Here is a 19802-nt window from a genome sequence, read left to right on the forward strand (position 1 = left end):
GCCAACCGCCTGGCTAGTTCCCGAAGTAGCCGATCCGGGTGCTGATCTCGTCCGCGCCCGCGCGCAGCTTCTCGGTCACGGACGGGAAGGAATCGACGGTCAGGCGGTAGGCCGGGCCGGAGACGCTGACGGCCGCGACGACCGTGCCGCCGGCCCCGCGGATGGGGGCGGCGACGGCGTTGAGGCCGATCTCCAGTTCCTCGTTCGTCGAGGCCCAGCCCTGCTCCCGGACGGTGCGGAGTTCGGCCAGGAGCTTGGAGCGGCTGGTGATGGTGTTCGGGGTGAAGCGCTCCAGGGTGTCCAGGGCGGCGTTGAGCACCGGCTCCTCGGCCCACGCCAGGAGCACCTTGCCGCTGGACGTGGCGTGCAGCGGGGTGCGTTGGCCGATCCAGTTGCGGGTCGTCACGGCGGCCGATCCGTAGGCCTGGGTGATGTTCGTGGCCGCGCCGGAGTCCATGATGGCCAGGTTGACCGTCTCGTCCAGTTCGGTCGCCAGCCGTTCGCACACCGGCTGGCCCTCGCGGGGCAGGTCCAGGGTCGCCGTGGTCGCGCCCGCCAGGCGGATGATGCCGAAGCCCAGCCGGTACTTGCCCCGGTCGCTGATCTGCTCCACCAGCTGGCGGTTCTCCAGGGCGCCGACCAGTCGGAACGCGGTCGACTTGTGCACGTCGAGCTCGGTGGCGATCTCGGTGACACCCGCCTCACCGCGTCGGGCGAGCAGGTCCAGGATCGCCAACGCGCGGTCGACGGACTGGACCTGCACAACGGGCTGTTCGTTCCCCATGTCGCAACTTTACCCAGCGGTCACGATTTTCCCCTGGTAGGACCCTTGACGCGTGCGCGCACGAGCCTCAATCTGTTGCGTATAGCACTACCAGTTGTGGATTACGCACTGCGGAGGCGTTCATGATCCCGGTTTGCGCCGTGCGCGACCTACCTGTCGGTGAGGCGGTCAGAGTCGAGGCCGACGTGCCGATCGCGGTGTTCAACGTCGATGGCGAGCTGTACGCCATCGACGACACCTGCACCCACCAGGACGCTTCCCTGGCCGACGGCTGGCTGGAGGGTTGCCTGATCGAGTGCCCGCTGCACGCCACGTGCTTCGACCTGCGCACCGGCAACCCCACCGGCCCACCGGCGAAGAAGCCCGTGCGGACGCACGAGGTCGTGGTGGAGAACGACCACGTCTACGTGCGCGTCTCCACGTCGATTCTCCAACACGGCGACGTGGCCTGATGAGGGCCATCACGGTGGTCGGCGCGTCACTCGCGGGCCTGTCGGCCGCACGCGCGCTGCGCGCCCAGTCCTACGACGGACGGATCGTGGTCATCGGCGACGAGCCGCACCAGCCCTACGACCGACCGCCGCTGTCGAAGGACTTCCTGGCGGGCAAGGCCACCGTCGAGGACATCGCCCTGTCCACTCCGGACGATGCCGCGCTCGACGTCGACTGGCGGTTGGGGCACAAAGCGGTCGGCCTCGACGCCGCACGCCGTGCGGTCCGGCTCGATTCCGGCGAGGAGCTGGTCTCCGACGGCGTCGTGCTGGCCACCGGCGCACGGGCCCGAACGCTGCCCGGCTCGGCACTGACCGGCGTGCACACGTTGCGATCGTTGGACGACGCCCTCGCGTTGCGCGCCGAACTCGCCGAGGGCGGACCGCTGGTGGTGATCGGCGCCGGGTTCATCGGCGCCGAGGTGGCCTCGACGGCCCGCTCCCTGGGGCTGGACGTGACCGTGGTCGAGGCGCTGCCCACGCCGTTGGCCGGTCCGCTCGGTCCCGAGATGGGCGCTCTCGTCGCCGCCCTGCACCTCGACCACGGCACCCGCCTGGTCACCGGTGTCGGCGTGGCCGGGTTCGTCGGGGAGGAAAGGGTGCGCGCGGTCCGGCTGGCCGACGGCCGGGAACTGCCCGCCGCCGCCGTGGTCGTCGGCGTCGGCGCGACGCCGAACGTGGACTGGCTCGCGGGCTCCGGGGTCGGGGTGGACGGCGGCGTGCTCACCGACGCCCGGTGCGTGACCGAGGTGCCCGGGATCGTGGCCGTGGGCGACTGCGCGTTGTCGTACAACCGGTTCGCGGGCGCCGTCCTGCGGTTGGAGCACTGGACGAACGCCGTGCAGCAGCCGGAGATCGCCGCCGCGACCCTGCTCGGCCGACGGGTCGAGGTGCGGTCGGCGGCCCCCTACTTCTGGTCCGACCAGTACGGCGTGCGCCTGCAGTTCGCGGGCCACCGCCGCCCCGGCGACGTCGTCGGGATCGTCGAGGGCGACCCGGCGGACCGGTCGTTCGCCGCCGTCTACCGGCGGGGCGGGCACCCCGTCGCCGTGCTCGCCGTGAACCAGCCCAAGCTCTTCGGCCGGCTGCGCCGCGAGTTGGCCGTCCCCGAACCGGAGGTAGTCAGATGACGACGCTCGGCACCAACCTGCCACCCAGCCTCCTGGCCACGTTGGCGGGTCACTACTACACCGATCCCACGATCTTCGAGCTGGAGCAGGCGCGGATCTTCGAGACGCACTGGTTCGCCGCAGCCCGTGCGGGCGAGATCGACACGCCGGGCAAGTTCAAGACCGTGCAGGTGGGCCGGGAGAGCGTGCTGCTGGTGCGCGGCCGCGACGGTGTCCTGAGAGCGTTCCTGAACGTCTGCCGCCACCGCGGCGCGAAGCTGTGCGTGGAGGAGTCGGGGGAGACCAAGCGCGCGCTGCAATGTCCTTACCACGCCTGGACCTACGGCCTGGACGGCAAGCTCGTCGCCGCGCCGAACCTGACCAAGATGCCCGATATCGACCGGGTCGAGTACGGGCTGGTCGGCGTGCAAATGCGGGAGTGGCTGGGCTACGCGTGGGTGTGCCTGGCGGACGAGCCGCCGTCCTTTGAGGACACCGTCATCGGCGCGGCCACGGCCAGACTCGGCGACGCGGAGCTGATCGACCGGTGGGAGGTCGACTCTCTGGAGGTCGGCCGGCGGATCGTCTACGACGTCAAGGCGAACTGGAAGCTGATCGTCGAGAACTTCATGGAGTGCTACCACTGCGCCACGATCCACCCGGAGCTGACCGAGGTGCTGCCCGAGTTCGCCGACGGGTACGCGGCGCAGTACTACGTCGGGCACGGCGCCGAGTTCGCCTCCGAGGTGCAGGGCTTCACCGTGGACGGCAGCGAGGGCTTCGGCAAGCTGGAGCACCTGTCCGAGGACCAGGACCGGCGCTACTACGCGGTGACCGTCAACCCGCAGGTGTTCATCAACCTGGTGCCCGACCACGTCATCTTCCACCGCATGTACCCGGTCGCGGCCGACCGCACGATCGTGGAGTGCGATTGGCTGTACAGCAAGGACGTCGTGGCGACGGGCAAGGACGTCTCCCGCTCGGTGGAGCTCTTCCACCGCGTCAACCAACAGGACTTCGACGCCTGCGAACGCTGCCAGCCCGCCATGTCCTCCCGCGCCTACACCCGCGGTGGCGTCCTGGTGCCGAGCGAGCACCACATCGCCGAGTTCCACTCGTGGGTGACCGACAAGCTCGCCTGAGCGGCCGCACGCCACGGCGGTGGAGATCGCGTCCACCCGCCGTGGCGGCAACCACGACGCGCTGTGGCAGGCGACGGCCGTGCAGGCGAGGATCTTGGGGTGACGGACAGTCTGTGGGAAGTGAATCTGGCGGAGTTGCGCGCGCGGACGGCGAGCCCGAGCCCGACGCCCGGAGGCGGGTCGGTGGCGGCGGTCACGGCGGCGTTCGGCTGCGCGTTGGTGCTCATGGCCCTGGAGATCACCGCTCGGCGCGGCGGTGACCCTGCGGTCGGCGAGGGGCTCACGGCAGGTAGGACGCTGCTCGAACGCCTCGGTGCCGCGGCCGACCGCGATGTCGAGCTGTTCGAGGACTACCTCCGGGCGCGGCGGCTGCCGAAGTCCACGGGGGAGGAACGCGCGGTCCGGCAGGCCGCGGTGGAGGCGGCGTCGGTGGCCGCAACCGAGGGGCCGTTGTCCGCCGCGGCGGACGTGGTGGAGACCCTGGAGTGGGCGTTCTCCGTGCTCCCGGTGGTCACCGGGACGGTCGTCAGCGATGTCCGCGCCGGTGCCGACCTCCTGCTCGGATCCGCTCTGGCTACCCTGCGTGGCGCCGAGGCCAACGTGGCGCTGATGGGTGACGATTCGGCGGCGCGCGCCTTCACCGCACGGATGGACGCGGTACGGCGTGCGGCGGTGGCTGCCCACGGCCGTATCGAGGTACCCACCCAGCAGGTGTTCAGCAGCCCGGAGGAGTCCCGATGACCGCTCGCATCATCGACCCGGCCGTGCTGGCCGAGTCCATCCGCGCCGAGATCCGCGCCGACCTGGCGACCATCCCCGAACGGCTCACCGTGGTCGGTTTCCTGGTCGACGCCGACCGACCCGCGCGCACCTACGCCGAGTACACGCGGCGGGCGTGCGCCGAGGTCGGGATCGACTTCGACCTGCGCACGCCGCCTCCCGACCGGATCGAGGCCGCCGTGCGCGACGCCGGCGCCGACGACCGGGTGCACGGTGTCTTCGTCTACTACCCGGTCCGCGACCCGGAGCAGGACCGCTGGCTGCGCGAGCTGGTGGACCCGCGCAAGGACGTGGAGGGCCTGCACTCGTTCTGGAGCCGCAGCCTCTACGAGAACCGGCGCTTCATCGACGACGCGGGCACCCGCCGGGCCGTGCTGCCCTGCACGCCGCTGGCCGTGATGAAGCTGCTGGGCGAGGCGGGCGCGTTCCGCGGCGAGGGTGACACCCCGCTGGCGTCGGTGCGGGCGTGCGTGTTCAACCGCAGCGAGATCGTCGGACGGCCACTGGCCGCCATGCTGGCCAACGACGGCGCGCGGGTGACCTCGTTCGACATCTCCGGCTCCCTGGAGTTCCGGCACGCGGCGGGCATCCAGGGCCACCACGTCGACGCCGTGACCACCGACCGCGCCACCGCACTGGCCGAGGCCGACGTGGTGGTGACCGGCGTACCGTCGCGAGACTTCCCGCTGGTGCGCGCGGAGGAGATCAAGCCGGGTGCGGTGTGCCTGAACTTCTCGACGATGAAGAACTTCGCCGACGACGTCGTCGAACGTGCTTCCGTGTTCGTCCCCCGAGTGGGTTCGATGACCGTCACCATGGCGATGCGCAACGCCGTGCGCTTGTACCGGAACGCGCGGATGTGAACCCGTCTACCGCCGTTGCCCCGGCCTCTATTCGGGTTAACCTCGATTGACATGAATATGCCTCGGCCGTATCGGATGCGGGCTCGGGCCGAGTCGGCGCAGCACACGAAGCGCCGAATCCTGGAGGCCGCCCAGGGGTTGTTGCGGGAACGGTTGTCGATGGACGTGCGCCTGGAGGACGTGGCCGAGCGGGCCGGTGTCGCGGTGCAGACCGTGTTGCGGCACTTCGGCACGCGTGAGCTGCTCCTGCGGGACGCGCTCGCCGGGGAGCAGGCCCGCACGACCGCGCAGCGGGCCGCCGCACCGGGGGACATCGACGCCTCGATCGCGGCGCTGGTCGACCACTACGAGGAGGTCGGCGATCTGGTCGTGCGCCGGCTGGCCGAGGAGGACCGCGACCCGGAGCTCGCCCGCCGGTTGACGATGGGGCGGGAGGAGCACCGGCGGTGGGTGCACCGGCAGTTCGGGCCCCAGCTCGATGACCGGCTCGTCGACGCGCTGGTGGTGGTCTGCGACGTCTACGCGTGGAAACTGCTGCGCCGCGACCTGGGCCGCGGTCGTGGTGACGTCGAGACCGTCATGCGGCGCACCGTTCGATCACTACTCAGACCTGACTGACGTCAGGAGGTGCGGGAATGTCGAAGTTCCTGTTCGTCACCTGGGACGGCGGTGGCAACCAGCCGCCCGCCCGCCGGATCGCCGCCGAGCTGGAGGCGCGCGGTCACGACACCCGATGGCTCACCCTGCCCGAGACCCCGCTGGACCTGTCCGCCGTCCCGCCGCCCGACCGGTCCCCGATGGTCATCGCGCGGATCATGGCCAACCCCGCCCACGTCGACGCCGTCCGAGCCGACCTCGCCGCCGCACCGGCCGACGTGCTCGTCGTGGACTGCCTGCTGTTCGGCGCGCTGGCCGCCGCGTGGATCCTCGAACTCCCCGCCTGTTGTCTCGTCCACACCGCGCCCGGCGGCTTCGGCGGGCCCGATCCGGGAAACCCCAACGCGCAGCGCCTGCTGACCGCGATCAACGAGATGCACTCCACCTTGGGGTTGGGGCCCGTGAACGACCCGTGGCAGATCTGGGCGGCCGACAACCCGGTCATCGCCTCGTTCCCCGAACTGGACGCTCCACCGGCCGCCGAAGTGCCCGAGTTCGACTGGATCGGCCCGATCCTGGACGACCCGACCTACCGCGACGCCGCCGCCCGACTCCAGGCAGCCATTTCCGCGACACCCGGCGCACCCGGCGCCGCCGACCGGATCGAGGCCCTCGCCCAGACCCGAGCACACCGGTAGACCACCCCGCTAGGGGGAACCGCGAGGCTCGCTCGCCCGTCGCATCCGGGGTTCTACGGAGGGGGCGGTGTGGAGACCAAGAGGCCACAGCGGCGGTTGGTCGGCTGGTCAGCAGGCCTGCTCGCCGCCGCCGGGGTGGTCACCGGCCGCGATCGCCGGGGAACGCCTCGTGGTGGAGCGGATGCCGACAGTCGACCAGGAACCGAGCTACGTGAGGTTGACCAGCGATCCGGGGACGGCACCACCAGCGCCCATGCCTGCCGTCACCTTCAGCGACCACTGGCACCGGACACGGAACGAGAGCCGCTCGCTGATCGTCGAATGCGGGAACGACGAGCCGGGGAGGCCACGTGACGTACCCACAGCAACCGCCTGGCGGGCAGGATCCCTACGGTCCGCCCGCCCAGTACGGCGCTCAGCAGTACGGTGCCCAGCAGTACGGCGGAGGGTACGGCGGTGGCTTCAACGTGCCGCCGCCGACGCCGCCCAAGAAGAAGACCGGCGTGATCGTCGCGGTAGTGGCGGTTGTCGTACTGGTGTTGGGTGGTCTCGGGTTCACCGGATTCGTCCAGCCCGGTTTCTTCCTGGCTGAGGGCGGCACGACCACGACGCCGGCGCCCACGACGCCCTCCGCCAAGCCCGAGGGCACGAACGCCCAGAGCGTGCTGAAGACCTTGGTGGACGGACTGGACTCCCAGGACGCCAAAGCCCTCAAGGGCATCGCGTGCGCATCGTCCAAGTCCGCTGTGGACGATGCCATCGGCGATGTCTCCTCGGTCAGCAAAGCGAAACTGCTGGACAGCGAGGAAGTCTCCGCCGACGAGGTCAAGGGGATCGTCGACGTCACCGCGGACGCGCGAGCGGGCAAAGTCGAGGTGACGATCACCCGGGACGGCGGCGACTGGTGCTGGCAGGACATCGAGTTCGTCGCCGGCGAGAAGCCGACCGCCGACCGGCCCACGCCGAGCGGTTCCCCGACCGGTTCCCCGACCGGCCAGGGCACACCCACCGCCGGCGGGAAGCCGGTCGCCCCGGAAGCGCTGGCCGCCATGCAGTCGTTCCTGGACAGCGTCAACGCCGGCGACGCGGCCACCGCGAAGAGCCGACTCTGCGCGGACGCCATCAAATCCCCCGAGGACGTCGACGAGCTGGTCGGCTACCAGCCGAGCTTGAAGATCAACACGACGATGGAGGGCATCTCCTCGGGCGACAAGTCCGTCCAGCTCTACCTGACGGGCACGGCGAAGGGGCAAAAGATCGACGGGTACTCCGGGAACCTCTGGATGAGCAGTTATGAAGGACCGTGGTGCGTGCACGCGTTCCGCGTGGTCGTCATCTGAGCGCCGCGTCGCGCCAGGCGAGACTGGAGAAGCTGCTCGCCGAGCACGACCCGTACCGGGTGGAGTCGATCTGACCGGCGTCGGCTCGCGGTCCGGAGGGCCACCACGTTCGCGGAAACGTCTACAACACGTGAGCCCGGTGCAGCCGCCGGCGGAGGGTTCACCCTGGGCGGGGGGTTGTCTGCTTGCAACGTGAAGCACGCCACGTACCAGCGGCGTTGGGCGTGATTACACTCCGGCCATGAGGCTGACGGGCGAGGATGACCCGGTGTGGCACCGGTTCGGTCCCGACTCGACGGAACGGCGGATGTTGGAGGGCCTCGGCGAGAGGTTCGGCGTCCGGCTGCGGCCGCGGACACTGCTGTTGCCCGACGGGACACGGGTCGAGGTCGAGGGAGTCGACGCGGACAACCGGTTCCTCGCGCGACCTGGGCGTGGAAGCGTTGCTGTTCCGCGGCGACGGCGAGATCGTGCCGTTGCTCGACCGCTGACCCGAGACTTTGACCCAATCGGGTTAACGACGTCGAAACGGAAGTGGTGGAGCCTCGTAACATGGGCTGCTTACGGTCGTTGACACTTGGGATTCCGCGGTGCAGACACGTCCTCGCGCCGCACGCTCTCCAGACTTCGGCAACGCTGTCATCTGTTGGGAGAGCTGTCATGATTCCTGGTAAGCCTGTTCACCGTCGGCTGAGCCGACAATCGGACAACCGTGCCGAACTCCCGGTCGTCGCATGAAAACGGCCGCGATCGAGGTGCGCGGCGCCCGTCGGGTCTACGGTTTCGGGCCCTCGGCCATGGTGGCGCTCGACGACGTGGACCTGTCCGTCCAGCCCGGCCGGTTCGTCAGCGTCATCGGCCCCAGCGGGTGCGGCAAGTCCACGTTGCTCCGCCTCGTCGCCGGGCTGGAACCGGCCGACCGCGGCGAGGTCGGCATCCACGGGGTCAGCCCGGAAGAGGCCTGTGCGGCGAAGATGGTGGGGCTCGTGCCCCAGACACCCGCCCTGCTGCCGTGGCTGTCGGTGCTGAAGAACGTCACGCTCCCGCAGAAGGTCAACCGGGGCGCGGCCCGTCGGCGCGCCGCCATCGGCGAGGCCGCTGACCGCGTCGCCCCACCCGAACCGCCCGACATGGCCGAACTGCTCCGCAAGGCGGGCCTCGCCGAAGCCGCGCACAAGCTGCCCGGCGAGCTTTCCGGCGGTATGCAGCAGCGAACGGCCATCGTCCGCGCGTTCGGCTTGCAACCCGAAGTGCTGCTGATGGACGAGCCGTTCTCGGCCCTCGACGAGTTCACCCGCGAGAGCTTGCAGGAGCAGCTGCTCGACCTCTGGGACGAACTGAAGACGACGGTCCTGTTCGTGACCCACTCGGTCAGCGAAGCCGTCCGGCTCTCCGACGCGATCGTCATCATGGCCGCGAAACCGGGCCGCATCATCGACGTCGTCAACGTCGACCTGCCCCGGCCGCGAGGGCGAGACCTGCTCAAGACGCCCGAGTTCCACCACCTCGAAGACCTGATCCGGGACAAGCTGCGTGGCGCCTGGCACACGCAGGTCGCGTGAAGGGGAGGAGTACCGACATGACGTCACTCGACGATTACGTCGCGACCTCACCGGAGACCGAACGCCCGGTCACCGAGGCCACCGAGCCGTCCCGCTACAGCCTGCGCCACCCGAAGTCGCGGATCGGCTTCCTGCACCCGAAGGTGTGGCTGCCGCTCGTGGTGATGCTGGTGGTGCTCGGCGTGCTGTGGGAGTGGGGCGCCCGGTCGATGCCGTACCTGCTGCCGAAACTCTCCTCGGTCGGCGCGGCACTGGCCGACGAACCGGACTACTACCTGCGCAACGCCTGGGTCACGCTCTGGGAAGCGCTCCTCGGGCTCATCCTCGGCTTCGTCGCGGCGTTCTTCCTGGCCGTGCTGGTCAGTGAGCGGGCGTGGGCCCGGCGGGCGATCATGCCGGTCGCGGTCGTGCTCAACGTGACGCCCCTGGTGGCGATCGCACCCGTGCTCGTGGTCGCGTTCGGGTTCGGGCCGGAGCCCAAGCTGATCGTCACCGGTCTGATCTGCTTCTTCCCGATCCTGATCAACACCTCGGTCGGGCTGCGCGCGGTGCCGGCGGAGGTCGTGCAGGTCTACCGCACGCTGAAGGCCTCGCGGCTGGAAATGCTCTGGCGCATCCGCGTGCCCAGTTCGCTGCCGTACCTGTTCGCGGCCCTGCGCATCGTGTTCCCACTGTCCATAGTGGGCGCCGTGGTCGCCGAACTCTCGGCGCCCGGCGCCGCGGCCGGCCTGGGCACCGCGATCAGCCTGGCCTCGACCATGAACCGGCTGCCCGTCGTGTTCGCGTCGATCGCGATCCTGGCCCTGATGGGCTCGGTGCTGCTGCTCCTGGTCACGATGGCCGAACGCAGAGTCCTGCACTGGCACGAGACCACCAAGGGCGCCGCCGGCTAACGCCGAGACCAGCTCCTCACACCCCAGGACGGCGTACGAACCGGCCTGGAACCACCGCGCGCCCACCGCTGACCACTTCCGGTTTTGCGCTGCCCGCTTGCCGAAATCCAGGAGAGATCCATGAAGACACCCCGTTCGCGCGCCATCGCACTGGCCGCGACCGCCGTCGCCGCCGCTTCCGCGCTCGTCGGCTGCTCCAGCGAGGACAGCGGCACCCGGGCGGCGGTCGGAACCGCCGTCTCCGCCGAACGCTGCGCCAAGAACAAGGAAGCCGGGAAGATCACCTTCCTCACCGGCTACTACTACCAGGCGTCGGCGTCCATCCTGGAATTCCTCGCCGCCAAGCGACTCGGCTACTTCGACGCCCTGTGCCTCGACGTGGACATCAAGCCCGGCACCGGCGACACGGGCCAGAACACCCAGCTCCTCGCCAGCGGCCAGGTGACCATCAGCGCGGTCAGCGAGCAGGACGTGATCCTGGCCCGGGACAACGGCGTCGACGTCCTCGGTATCTCCGCCTACTCGAACGCCGGGCTGGAGGTGCTGATGACCATGCCCGACACCACCGATCTCAAGCAGCTCGACGGCACGACCCTCGGGCACAAGGGCGCCATGCCCATCGGGGTCCAGGCCATGCTGATCAACGCGGGCGTGGACGTCGGCTCGCTCAAGCAGGTCGTCGTCGGCTACGACCCGTCGATCCTGCCCCGCGGCCAGGTCCAGTCGCTGACCGGCTTCGTCTCCAACGAGCCGCACCTGCTCGCCGCCTCGGGCCAAGAGGTCAAGGTGTGGCGGCCCTACGACTACGACGTTCCCGGCTCGCTGGCCGGCATGGCGGCGAACCCCGCGTTCGCCGCGAAGAACCCCACCGCGGTCCAGGACTTCCTGCGGGCCGGTCTGCGCGCCTACGCGCACTGCTCCACCAATGTCGAGGAATGTGTCGGGTACGCCGCCGAGGTGTCCGAAGGCGGCTACGACAAGGCCCACAACCAGAAGATCTGGCAGACCGAGGTCGCGCTCATCAAGGAGACGGCGTCGCAGGACAGCCCGCTCGGTGCGATCGACGCGGACAACGTCACCGCGCTCGCCGAGCTGCTGACCAAGTACTCGACGGTGAAGCCGGCCACCGCCGCCGACGCGAAGTCCTATTTCGACTCCTCGTTCATCGAAGCCGTCTACGCCTCGAACCAGCTCGTCTGGCCCGCGCCCTGACCCCGGCACCCACCCCGCGCACGGAAGGCAACACAGTGTCACCGAAGGAATACGGGATCTTCCTGCCCATCGGCAGCGGCGGCTGGATGCTCTCCACGACCGCGCCGCACCCGGAAGCGACCTACGCGTACAACAAGCGGGCCGCGCTGCACGCCGAAGCCATCGGCCTGGACTTCATCATGTCCATGGCGAAGTGGCGCGGCTTCGGCGGCACCACCGACCACTGGGGCGAGAGCCTGGAGTCGATGACGATGATGGCGGCGCTGGCGGAGGCGACCGAGCGGGTGAAGATCTGGGCCACCACGCACGCGAACGTCCACCACCCCGCGATCACCGCCAAGATGTACACCACCCTCCAGCAGATCTCCGGCGGCCGGGCCGGGATGAACATCGTCAACGGCTCGTACGCGGCGGAATTCGAGCAGTTCGGGCTCTGGGACCCGGACCTGAGCCACGCCGACCGGTACCGGATGACGACCGAGTGGACGCAGGCCGTGACGCGCCTGTGGTCGGAGGACTCGGTGACCCTGAAGGGCGATTTCTTCACCCTGGAGAACTGCGAGTCGCGGCCTCACCCGGAATCCCGCCCGACCATCATCAGCGCCGGGCGTTCGGCCGACGCGCGGGAGTTCCAGGCCCTGTACGCCGACGGCGCGTTCCTCTCGGCAGAAACCCTGGAAGACATGCGGTCCTACTCGCGGGACGTGCACGAGAGAGCGGCGAAGCTGGGCCGCACGGTGAAGACGTATTCGATGCTCACCGTGGTGCAGGCCGAGACGGACGCCGAGGCGAAGGAGAACGTCCGCCGGTGGGGTGAGGGCGTCGACCGCGAAGCGCTGGCGGCCATGCAGGCGTCGTGGGGAATCCCGGCCACGCAGGCGCGCGCCTGGGCGGAGGGCGCCACCGGGGAGGCGGCGTTCCAGACCCCGTACGTGAGCGGGTGCGCCGAGACCGTGATCGAGCACATCACGACGATCGTGCGCGAGGCCGAGCTGGACGGGCTGATGCTGATCTTCCCGGAGTACGACCAGGACATGCTGCTCTTCGGCGAGACCGTGCTGCCCGCGCTCCGGGCGATCGACGAGGCGTCGGCCTGATGGTGAACCTGCGTGAGCGACGACTGTCGTTCTTGTCCGCACCCGATCGCCGGCCCGCGCTGCTCGTCGTCGACGTGCAGCGTTCGTTCGGCGACCCCGAGTTCCTGGCTTCCTACGGCCTTGACGAACAGGCCTCGGCGCTGGTCAAGAGCGCCATCACGGGCGCGGAGCGGCTCGTGGACGCCGCGCGTGCCGCCGGGGTGCCCGTTGTGTGGATCGAACTGGCCAGTGACCCGTCGAGGCCGTGGCGGTCCAGTGCGTGGTTCCGCGAGGGTGACCTCGACGCGCCGTTCGGTCCGGACGAACCGTGCGTCATCGGAACTCCCGGTGCGCAGTGGTACGGGGTCACCCCCGCGCAAGGCGAGCAGCGCGTGGCCAAGCGCCACTACAGCGGCTTCCTCGGCACCGATCTCGAAACGCACTTGAGGGCTTCGGGCATCGACTGCGTCGTGGTGGCCGGCCTGACGACCGAGTGCTGCGTCGCGGCCACCGCGACGGACGCCTTCCAGCTCGGCTGGCCGGTCGTCGTCGCCCCGGACGCGGTGGCGGCGTACGACACGCGCGTGCACGAGAACGCACTCGAACAGCTCGCGCTCAACGTCGCCGTGCTGTGCACAGTGGACGAGATCACTCGCATGTGGACGGAGGCGTCGAGGTGAGCGGAATGCACATCGCGTTCGACTTGTCCTTCACCCCACACCGAAGGCCGGTGGGCGCGCGCCGGTTCCTGGGTGGGATGCGACTTCCCGGACGTGCGGATGTTCATGATGGCGAGGTGTGACGGACCGCGGCGTCACCGCACTGCACTTCGAGCGCGCCTGACCGCGTTCAGCCGGCCGCAGGGGTGAGGCGTCCTTGGCGGACGCCGGCGAAGAACGTGCGGTACGTGCTGGCAGATGGCCCGCTCGCCGCCATGTCGCCGGACAAGCTGGTCGGGCACCTCACCGCGACACTGCAAGGCGTCCTGTTCGACTGACCTCGACCGGCCCGCGGGTGCGCCGTGAACGTGGTGGACCGCTGCGGGCAACACCAGGTGTGAGGACGATGACCGATCATGCGGCGGACGGCAGTGAGGCGTCCGACGCCGACGACCGACCGGACCTGTCCGGGCCGCACCCGTCGCGGATTTTCGGGCAGCTGTTCGACCGGCACTCCCGGCCGCTGCACCGGTATCTCGCGCGTCGGGTCGGCGACCTGGCCGACGACCTGGTCGGCGAGACGTTCCTGGTCGCCTACCAGACCCGCGCCGGGTACGACCCGGACCGGGGCACGGCGCGGTCCTGGCTCTACGGCATCGCGACCAACCTGCTGCGCCGACACGTGCGGCAGGAGGTGCGCGGGCTGCACGCGGCGGCGCGGGCGGGCGGGTCGACCGCCGGACACGAGAACCACGAGAACCGGGTGGCAGACCAGGTCGACGCCTCGGCCCGGGCCCGGCTGCTGGCCGGCGCGCTGGTCGAGCTGGAGGCCGGTGACAGGGAAGTCCTGCTGCTCACCAGTTGGGCCGGACTGGACTCGAACGAGGTGGCCGAGGCGCTCGGCATCCCGGTCGGCACGGTCCGCTCCCGGCTGCACCGCGTGCGGCGGCGGCTGCGGGCGTACGCGTCGAACACCGAACACACGAGGAGCGGCGATGAGTGACGACAACATCCGCCGTGTCTGGACCGAGGACGAGCTGGACGCCGCGTTGGAGGTCCTGAACGCCGACGTCCGCACGGACGAGCAGGTGCTCTCACGGGCCAGGGCGGCACTGATGATCACCACCGAATCGGGGGAGAACGAAGTGACCACGACCGAGGAACGCACGACCGCGGAACCCGCGATCGGTGAACGCCGACCGCGCCGGTCCGGGCGGCGTTGGCTGGCCACGGCGGCGGGCGTCGGCGTGCTGGTGGCCGGTGCGCTGATCGCGCAGACCGTCTCGTTCGGCGGCAGGGCGCCCGCGACCGCCGAGGCGGTGCAGACGCTGGACCGGGCGGCGGCGCAGACGATCGGCGCGGTGGACGAGCCGGTCGGCCCCGGCCAGTACCGCTACATCGCCATGCGCACCTGGGGGTTGGAGACCCACGACATGGGGGACAAGGTGTTCGCCAACCTCGCGGAGAACCTGATCGAGACGTGGGTCCCGGCGAACGAGCAGGACGAGTGGATGTTGCGCCGCGACACCACCGACAACAACCAGTGGGTGATCGGCACGGAGGAGGAGGCGAAAGCGGCCGGCGCGGAGGCCGGGTTCGCTTCGGTCGAGGGGGAGTGGCGCGCGAAGTGCGGCGACTTCCACTCGGACGTGAAGTGCCAGACCGAGGGCAACTGGCAGAACCCGACCGCCGCCTGGCAGGCGAGCCTGCCGACCGACCCGGACGCCCTGTTCGAGCGGCTGAACGCCGACGCGCCGGACAACGACCGGGGTGGCCTCGAACTGCTGGTCTACGCCGCCGACGCGTTGTGCAGCAGCCTGATCACCAAGGACGTGCGGGCGAACATCTACAAAGCGTTGGAGAAGATCCCCGGGCTCCAGGTGACCGAGAAGCAGGCCAACCTGGGCGGCCGGATCGGCATCGCGTTGGGCGTCGATGACGGCGACGTGCGCCAGGACATCATCATCGACCCGGCGACCGGCCAGTTCATCGGCCAACGCCAGGTCACGACCGACGACGTGAACGGCTTCAAGGCCGGGACCGTCACGTCGCTCAGCTCGGTGACCACGCATGTCGTGGACGCCATGGGGGTCAAGCCCACCGGCTGATCGGGGAGCCAGGCGGTGCGGAGGGGCCCGTGCGCTTCGGGGCGCACGGGCCTTTGCCGTGCTCGTGGCACGGAAGATCAGCTTATTTTCGGGATTATCTTTGTTGTGTTTCGGAGCGTCCAAGGCCCCTCAGGAGCGTGGGCGGGCGGTGCTCGCGCGGACCACCAGTTCGGTGGCCAGGACCAGGCGTTGTTGGGCGGGCGGTTCGCCGTTCGCGATGGCCACCACGATGTCGGTGGCGGCGGCGGCCATGTCGCGCAACGGCTGGCGGACCGTGGTCAGGGCCGGGATGGCCCACTGGGCGGGCGGCAGGTCGTCGAAACCGACCACGCTCAGATCGGCCGGGATGCGCAGCCCCGCCTCGTGCGCGGCCTGGTAGACGCCCAGCGCCATCGAGTCGTTGAACGCGAACACGGCGGTCGGCGGATCGGCCAGTCGTAGCAGGTCACGGGTGTGCGTCAGGCCGTCGGCGATGTTGAAGTCGCCCCGGCGGACCAGTTCCGGGTCCACCGGCACGCCCGTCGTGTCCAGCGCTGTGCGGTAGCCGTCGAGTCGGGCCCGGCTGGACAGCGCGTGCGGCGGCCCGGTGATCACGGCGATCCGGCGGTGCCCCAGGTCGAGCAGGTGCCGGGTGGCGGACAGGCCGCCGCTCCAGTTGCTGGTGCCCACCGACGGGAACTCGTGCCCCGGCTCGCCGGTGGGGTCTACCAGCACGAACGGGATGCCGCGGCTGTTGAGCTGGTCGCACTGCTCGGGCGTGGGCCCGGAGAACACCGTGATCACGCCGGTCGGCCGACGGGCGAGCACACCCTCGATCCAGGTCCGGCCGGGCGTGTGCCGACCGTGCAACTCGGTGAGCACGAGGGCCAGGTGGTGCTCGCTGGCCACCCGGTCCACGCCCTTGATGACCTCCATCGCGTACGCGCCCTCCAACTCGTGCACGACGAGTTCGATCAGCGCGGCGCGGTTGATCTTCTTCTGCCGCCGGTACCCGTGCTCGCGGATCACGGTTTCCACCATGGCGCGGGTCTCGACGGCGACTTCCGAACGACCGTTCACGACCTTGGACACGGTCGCGACGGACACCCCGGCCAGTTCGGCGATCTGGGCGATCGTGGCGCCGCCTTCGCCGTCGGCTGCGCCGAACGCCGGTTCCCGGGTGGAGGTCATGGCCCGAGAGTCTAACGCCGTGTTGTGCTGCTGGCTCCGAAGGTTTCGGACGCGTTGCCTTCGGGTGTCTTGACGAGGGGTGTGACCCCGCTTACTGTCGCGCCAGTAAGGATCGGAACTTAGTTCGAAAGTTTCAGTGAGCGACCATCCGGCCGGAGATCGCGCCCCCGTGTCCCTGAACCCACTTTGGAGACCCGCCGTGAAACTCCGCACCGCCGTGCCGGTCGCCCTCGCCGCGGCCCTCGTCCTGGCCGGCTGTTCCCCCGGCTCCGGGGGTGACGCGGCCGGCACGGGCGACGGCAAGTCGTTCGAGTTCTGGTCCTTCACCGGCATCAACCAGAAGGCGTCCGTCGACGCGTACAAGGCCAAGCACCCCGACATCGAGGTCAAGCTGACCGAGGTGGGCACCTCGGTCGAGACGGCCCAGTCGCTGACCACCGCGCTGGCCGGCGGCAAGGTCCCGGACCTGGTCCTCATCCAGGGCGACGACCTGCCGAAGTTCGTGCAGCAGGCGCAGAACTTCATCGACCTGCGCACGTTGGGCGCGGACGACATCAAGGGCGACTACCTGGACTGGGTGATGAGCCAGAGCACCGCCGAAGGCGGCGAGATCCTGGGCGTCCCGACCGACGTCGGCGGCATGGCCGTCGCCTACCGCACGGACCTCTTCGCCGCCGCCGGCCTGCCGACCGACCGCGAGGCCGTCGGCGCGCTGTGGCCGACGTGGGACGCGTTCATCGAGACCGGCAAGACGTACAAGGCGGCGACCGGCAAGGCGTTCGTGGACAACGCGGCCACGAGCGTGTTCTACCAGTCGGTCAACCAGGGACCGCAGAAGTACTACGACGACAAGGGCGGCGTGGTCTACGGCAGCAGCCCCCAGGTGAGGACGGCGTTCGACCAGGCGTTGAAGGCCGTTGACGCCGGTATCACGGCGGGGCAGTCGTCGTTCTCCAACGGTTGGAGCGCGGGCATGGCGCAGGGCCAGTTCGCCACGCTAGCCGCGCCGTCGTGGATGCTCAACGCCATCCGCAGCAACGCGCCCGACACCAAGGGCAAGTGGGACATCGCGGTGATCCCGGGCAAGTCGGGGAACTGGGGCGGCAGCTACCTCGCCATCCCCAAGCGGGCCAAGAACCCCCAGGCCGCCTGGAACTACATCAAGGAGATGCAGTCGCCGCAGAGCCAGCTGGAGCACTTCGTCGACTCCGGCTCGCTGCCCACCACGCCGTCGGTCTACCAGGACCCCGCGCTCGCCGGGCACAAGGATCCGTTCTTCTCCGACGCGCCGACCGGCACGATCTACACCTCCTCGCTGCTCGGGCTCAAGCCGTTCGTCATTGGGCCGGACAGCTCCACCATCGGCCAGGAGTTCCTCAACGCCATCACGAACGTCGAACAGGGCGGCGGCGATCCCACCAAGGCGTGGGACGAGGCGTTGAAGAACATCAAGACCGCCATCGGCAAGTGACGTGACGACGACACTGAGCCGGGCGCGCACCGCTCCGCCCGCGCCACCACCGACCGGACGGCCCTTCCGCCGCCTCGGCGAGCGCCTGGCGCCGTACGCCTACATCGCGCCGTTCTTCGTGATCTTCGCGGTGTTCGGGCTGTTCCCGCTGCTGTTCACGTTCTACGTGGCGTTGTTCGACTGGAACCCGATCGGCGACCACACGTTCATCGGGATGGACAACTTCACCCGGATGCTGGAGGACCCGCGGTTCTGGAACGCGGCCGGCAACACGGTGAGCATCTGGTTCCTGTCCACCGTGCCGCAACTCGCGCTGGCGCTGCTGCTGGCGCACGTGCTCAACCACGCCCGGCTGCGGTTCGCGTTGTTCTTCCGCATGTCCGTGCTCGTCCCGTACATCACGTCCGTCGCCGCGACGACGATCGTGTTCGCGCAGCTGTTCGACCGGGACTACGGGCTGCTGAACTGGCTGCTCGGGCTGGTGGGGGTGGAGGCGATCGACTTCACCCAGTCCACGTGGGGCAGTCACGTCCTCATCGCCACGATGGTGTTGTGGCGCTGGTTCGGCTACACCACGCTGCTGTACCTGGCGTCGTTGCAAGCCATCCCGCGTGACGTGTTCGAGGCGGCGGCGATCGACGGCGCGAGCGGGTGGAAGCAGTTCCGGCACATCACCATCCCGTCGCTGCGGCCGGTCATCATCTTCACCGTCGTCACCTCCACCATCGGCGGCCTCCAGATCTTCACCGAACCGCTGCTGCTCTCCCGAAGCGCGCCGCTCACGTGCGGGCCGATCCGCCAGTGCCAGACCTTGACGTTGTTCCTCTACGAGCAGGGTTTCGGGCAATTCCAGTTCGGCTACGGCTCGGCGATCGGGGTGGCGCTGTTCGTGCTGGTGGTCGTGGTCGCGCTGATCAACTACCTGCTCTCGACGCGCATCCGGGCGGAACGATGACGACCACCACCGCGAGTCCCCGTCCCGAGGCGCCACGACGTCGGCGCATCGACCGCGTCCGGTGGTGGAGCTACGTCCTGCTCGTCTCCGCCGCCGTCGCTTCCCTGTTCCCGCTGTACTGGATGTTCGTCGTGGCCACCACGGACACGGCGACGGCGACTCAGCTGCCGCCGGAGATCGTGCCCGGCGGCAACTTCTTCCACTTGGCGGGGCTGGTGCTCACCACCGTGCCGTTCCTCCAGTCGATGGCCAACAGCCTGTTCGTGGCCGGGACGATCGGTGTCGGCCACGCGCTGCTGTGCTCACTCGCGGGTTTCGCGTTCGCCAAACTGCGCTTCCCCGGCCGCAACGCCCTGTTCCTGGTGGTCGTCCTCACCATGACGGTGCCGACGCAGCTGGCTGTCATCCCGCAGTACCTGATCATTTCCGAACTGGGCTGGGTGGACACGCTCCAGGCGTTGGTCGTGCCCGGTCTGGCGAGTGCCTTCGGCATCTTCTGGATGCGCCAGCACATCTCCGCGACCATCACCGACGAACTCCTCCAGGCCGCGCGGATCGACGGCGCCGGGACGTGGCAGGTGTTCTGGCGGATCGTGTTCCCGATCGTGCGGCCGGCCGCGTTCGTGCTCGGCCTGTTCGGGTTCGTGACCGCGTGGAACGACTTCCTGTGGCCGTTCATCGTGCTCAAGTCGCCGGAGCGCTACACCGCGCAAATCGCCATCAAAGCCCTCCAGAACAGCTACAACGTCGACCTCGGCCTGGCCATGTCCGGCTCGTTCCTGGCCACCATCCCGCTCGTCGCGCTGTTCGCCTTCGTCGGACGGCGCATGGTCGCGGGCATCCTGGACGGTGCCTTCAAGGGCTGACCCGCCCGATCCATCTTGTGACCTCA

20 protein-coding genes are annotated in these 19802 nt (G+C 69.5%); 18 read left to right on the forward strand and 2 right to left on the reverse strand.

Annotation, left to right across the window (positions count from 1 at the left end; translation table 11 throughout):
• Positions 1-13: 13 nt before the first annotated feature.
• Positions 14-784 (reverse strand): IclR family transcriptional regulator, encoded by a 771-nt coding sequence (locus tag ALI22I_RS18180; RefSeq protein ID WP_077006689.1) that lies wholly within the window; start codon positions 782-784, stop codon positions 14-16.
• 122 nt (positions 785-906) lie between these two features.
• Between ALI22I_RS18180 and ALI22I_RS18185 the strand changes: the two genes are divergently transcribed.
• The 15 genes from ALI22I_RS18185 to ALI22I_RS18255 all read left to right on the forward strand — a co-directional run bounded on the left by ALI22I_RS18185 (position 907) and on the right by ALI22I_RS18255 (position 15314).
• Complete coding sequence (locus ALI22I_RS18185) at positions 907-1236, forward strand: bifunctional 3-phenylpropionate/cinnamic acid dioxygenase ferredoxin subunit (RefSeq protein WP_077006690.1); 330 nt, start codon at positions 907-909, stop codon at positions 1234-1236.
• On the forward strand, positions 1236-2405 hold the full coding sequence (locus ALI22I_RS18190; RefSeq protein WP_077006691.1) for an NAD(P)/FAD-dependent oxidoreductase: 1170 nt from the start codon (positions 1236-1238) through the stop codon (positions 2403-2405). Before ALI22I_RS18185 ends, ALI22I_RS18190 begins: the two co-directional genes overlap by 1 nt.
• Positions 2402-3526 carry an aromatic ring-hydroxylating oxygenase subunit alpha gene (locus ALI22I_RS18195; RefSeq protein ID WP_077006692.1) on the forward strand — a complete coding sequence of 375 codons (1125 nt, stop codon included), beginning with the start codon at positions 2402-2404 and terminating at the stop codon, positions 3524-3526. Before ALI22I_RS18190 ends, ALI22I_RS18195 begins: the two co-directional genes overlap by 4 nt.
• A gap of 99 nt (positions 3527-3625) precedes the next feature.
• A complete protein-coding gene (locus ALI22I_RS18200; protein ID WP_077006693.1) occupies positions 3626-4267 on the forward strand; it encodes a cyclodeaminase/cyclohydrolase family protein in 642 nt (213 codons plus the stop codon).
• Positions 4264-5169 (forward strand): bifunctional methylenetetrahydrofolate dehydrogenase/methenyltetrahydrofolate cyclohydrolase, encoded by a 906-nt coding sequence (locus tag ALI22I_RS18205; protein ID WP_077006694.1) that lies wholly within the window; start codon positions 4264-4266, stop codon positions 5167-5169. The genes ALI22I_RS18200 and ALI22I_RS18205 overlap by 4 nt, the downstream gene beginning before the upstream one ends.
• A 51-nt stretch (positions 5170-5220) precedes the next feature.
• Positions 5221-5787 carry a TetR/AcrR family transcriptional regulator gene (locus tag ALI22I_RS18210; protein ID WP_083751811.1) on the forward strand — a complete coding sequence of 189 codons (567 nt, stop codon included), beginning with the start codon at positions 5221-5223 and terminating at the stop codon, positions 5785-5787.
• A 17-nt stretch (positions 5788-5804) separates the two neighbouring features.
• Entirely contained in the window at positions 5805-6464 is a 660-nt protein-coding gene (locus ALI22I_RS18215; protein ID WP_077006696.1) for a hypothetical protein, read from the forward strand.
• Between the two features lie 350 nt (positions 6465-6814).
• Positions 6815-7804 carry a hypothetical protein gene (locus ALI22I_RS18220; RefSeq protein ID WP_077006697.1) on the forward strand — a complete coding sequence of 330 codons (990 nt, stop codon included), beginning with the start codon at positions 6815-6817 and terminating at the stop codon, positions 7802-7804.
• A gap of 734 nt (positions 7805-8538) precedes the next feature.
• Entirely contained in the window at positions 8539-9366 is an 828-nt protein-coding gene (locus ALI22I_RS18225; RefSeq protein WP_077006698.1) for an ABC transporter ATP-binding protein, read from the forward strand.
• Between the two features lie 17 nt (positions 9367-9383).
• Positions 9384-10259: an ABC transporter permease gene (locus ALI22I_RS18230; protein WP_083751812.1), complete on the forward strand. Its 876-nt coding sequence runs from the start codon at positions 9384-9386 to the stop codon at positions 10257-10259.
• Between the two features lie 120 nt (positions 10260-10379).
• Positions 10380-11471, forward strand: coding sequence for an ABC transporter substrate-binding protein (locus tag ALI22I_RS18235; protein WP_077006700.1), 1092 nt, complete (start codon positions 10380-10382; stop codon positions 11469-11471).
• A 35-nt stretch (positions 11472-11506) separates the two neighbouring features.
• Positions 11507-12568 (forward strand): LLM class flavin-dependent oxidoreductase, encoded by a 1062-nt coding sequence (locus ALI22I_RS18240; RefSeq protein WP_083751813.1) that lies wholly within the window; start codon positions 11507-11509, stop codon positions 12566-12568.
• Positions 12568-13227, forward strand: coding sequence for a cysteine hydrolase family protein (locus ALI22I_RS18245; protein WP_077006701.1), 660 nt, complete (start codon positions 12568-12570; stop codon positions 13225-13227). The genes ALI22I_RS18240 and ALI22I_RS18245 overlap by 1 nt, the downstream gene beginning before the upstream one ends.
• A 385-nt stretch (positions 13228-13612) precedes the next feature.
• Positions 13613-14209, forward strand: coding sequence for an RNA polymerase sigma factor (locus tag ALI22I_RS18250; RefSeq protein WP_077006702.1), 597 nt, complete (start codon positions 13613-13615; stop codon positions 14207-14209).
• Positions 14202-15314, forward strand: coding sequence for a CU044_5270 family protein (locus ALI22I_RS18255; protein ID WP_077006703.1), 1113 nt, complete (start codon positions 14202-14204; stop codon positions 15312-15314). The genes ALI22I_RS18250 and ALI22I_RS18255 overlap by 8 nt, the downstream gene beginning before the upstream one ends.
• Positions 15315-15443: 129 nt before the next feature.
• Here ALI22I_RS18255 and ALI22I_RS18260 read toward each other — a convergent pair whose 3' ends face one another.
• Positions 15444-16484, reverse strand: coding sequence for a LacI family DNA-binding transcriptional regulator (locus ALI22I_RS18260; RefSeq protein ID WP_077006704.1), 1041 nt, complete (start codon positions 16482-16484; stop codon positions 15444-15446).
• A 199-nt stretch (positions 16485-16683) separates the two neighbouring features.
• Between ALI22I_RS18260 and ALI22I_RS18265 the strand changes: the two genes are divergently transcribed.
• The 3 genes from ALI22I_RS18265 to ALI22I_RS18275 are packed head-to-tail and all read left to right on the forward strand — an operon-like array spanning position 16684 to position 19776.
• A complete protein-coding gene (locus ALI22I_RS18265; RefSeq protein ID WP_077006705.1) occupies positions 16684-17955 on the forward strand; it encodes an ABC transporter substrate-binding protein in 1272 nt (423 codons plus the stop codon).
• A 1-nt stretch (position 17956) separates the two neighbouring features.
• Positions 17957-18910 (forward strand): carbohydrate ABC transporter permease, encoded by a 954-nt coding sequence (locus tag ALI22I_RS18270; protein ID WP_077006706.1) that lies wholly within the window; start codon positions 17957-17959, stop codon positions 18908-18910.
• On the forward strand, positions 18907-19776 hold the full coding sequence (locus ALI22I_RS18275; RefSeq protein ID WP_077006707.1) for a carbohydrate ABC transporter permease: 870 nt from the start codon (positions 18907-18909) through the stop codon (positions 19774-19776). Before ALI22I_RS18270 ends, ALI22I_RS18275 begins: the two co-directional genes overlap by 4 nt.
• The last annotated feature ends 26 nt before the right edge of the window (positions 19777-19802 follow it).

Source organism: Saccharothrix sp. ALI-22-I (assembly GCF_001984175.1).
In the GTDB taxonomy this organism is placed as follows: Bacteria; Actinomycetota; Actinomycetes; order Mycobacteriales; family Pseudonocardiaceae; genus Actinosynnema.

Excerpts from the sequence above, each read along its gene's own strand:
- ALI22I_RS18180 (WP_077006689.1), bottom strand. The coding sequence starts at position 784 with ATGGGGAACGAACAGCCCGTTGTGCAGGTCCAGTCCGTCGACCGCGCG.
- ALI22I_RS18185 (WP_077006690.1), top strand. The coding sequence starts at position 907 with ATGATCCCGGTTTGCGCCGTGCGCGACCTACCTGTCGGTGAGGCGGTC.
- ALI22I_RS18190 (WP_077006691.1), top strand. The coding sequence starts at position 1,236 with ATGAGGGCCATCACGGTGGTCGGCGCGTCACTCGCGGGCCTGTCGGCC.
- ALI22I_RS18195 (WP_077006692.1), top strand. The coding sequence starts at position 2,402 with ATGACGACGCTCGGCACCAACCTGCCACCCAGCCTCCTGGCCACGTTG.
- ALI22I_RS18205 (WP_077006694.1), top strand. The coding sequence starts at position 4,264 with ATGACCGCTCGCATCATCGACCCGGCCGTGCTGGCCGAGTCCATCCGC.
- ALI22I_RS18210 (WP_083751811.1), top strand. The coding sequence starts at position 5,221 with ATGAATATGCCTCGGCCGTATCGGATGCGGGCTCGGGCCGAGTCGGCG.
- ALI22I_RS18215 (WP_077006696.1), top strand. The coding sequence starts at position 5,805 with ATGTCGAAGTTCCTGTTCGTCACCTGGGACGGCGGTGGCAACCAGCCG.
- ALI22I_RS18225 (WP_077006698.1), top strand. The coding sequence starts at position 8,539 with ATGAAAACGGCCGCGATCGAGGTGCGCGGCGCCCGTCGGGTCTACGGT.
- ALI22I_RS18230 (WP_083751812.1), top strand. The coding sequence starts at position 9,384 with ATGACGTCACTCGACGATTACGTCGCGACCTCACCGGAGACCGAACGC.
- ALI22I_RS18235 (WP_077006700.1), top strand. The coding sequence starts at position 10,380 with ATGAAGACACCCCGTTCGCGCGCCATCGCACTGGCCGCGACCGCCGTC.
- ALI22I_RS18245 (WP_077006701.1), top strand. The coding sequence starts at position 12,568 with ATGGTGAACCTGCGTGAGCGACGACTGTCGTTCTTGTCCGCACCCGAT.
- ALI22I_RS18250 (WP_077006702.1), top strand. The coding sequence starts at position 13,613 with ATGACCGATCATGCGGCGGACGGCAGTGAGGCGTCCGACGCCGACGAC.
- ALI22I_RS18255 (WP_077006703.1), top strand. The coding sequence starts at position 14,202 with ATGAGTGACGACAACATCCGCCGTGTCTGGACCGAGGACGAGCTGGAC.
- ALI22I_RS18260 (WP_077006704.1), bottom strand. The coding sequence starts at position 16,484 with ATGACCTCCACCCGGGAACCGGCGTTCGGCGCAGCCGACGGCGAAGGC.
- ALI22I_RS18275 (WP_077006707.1), top strand. The coding sequence starts at position 18,907 with ATGACGACCACCACCGCGAGTCCCCGTCCCGAGGCGCCACGACGTCGG.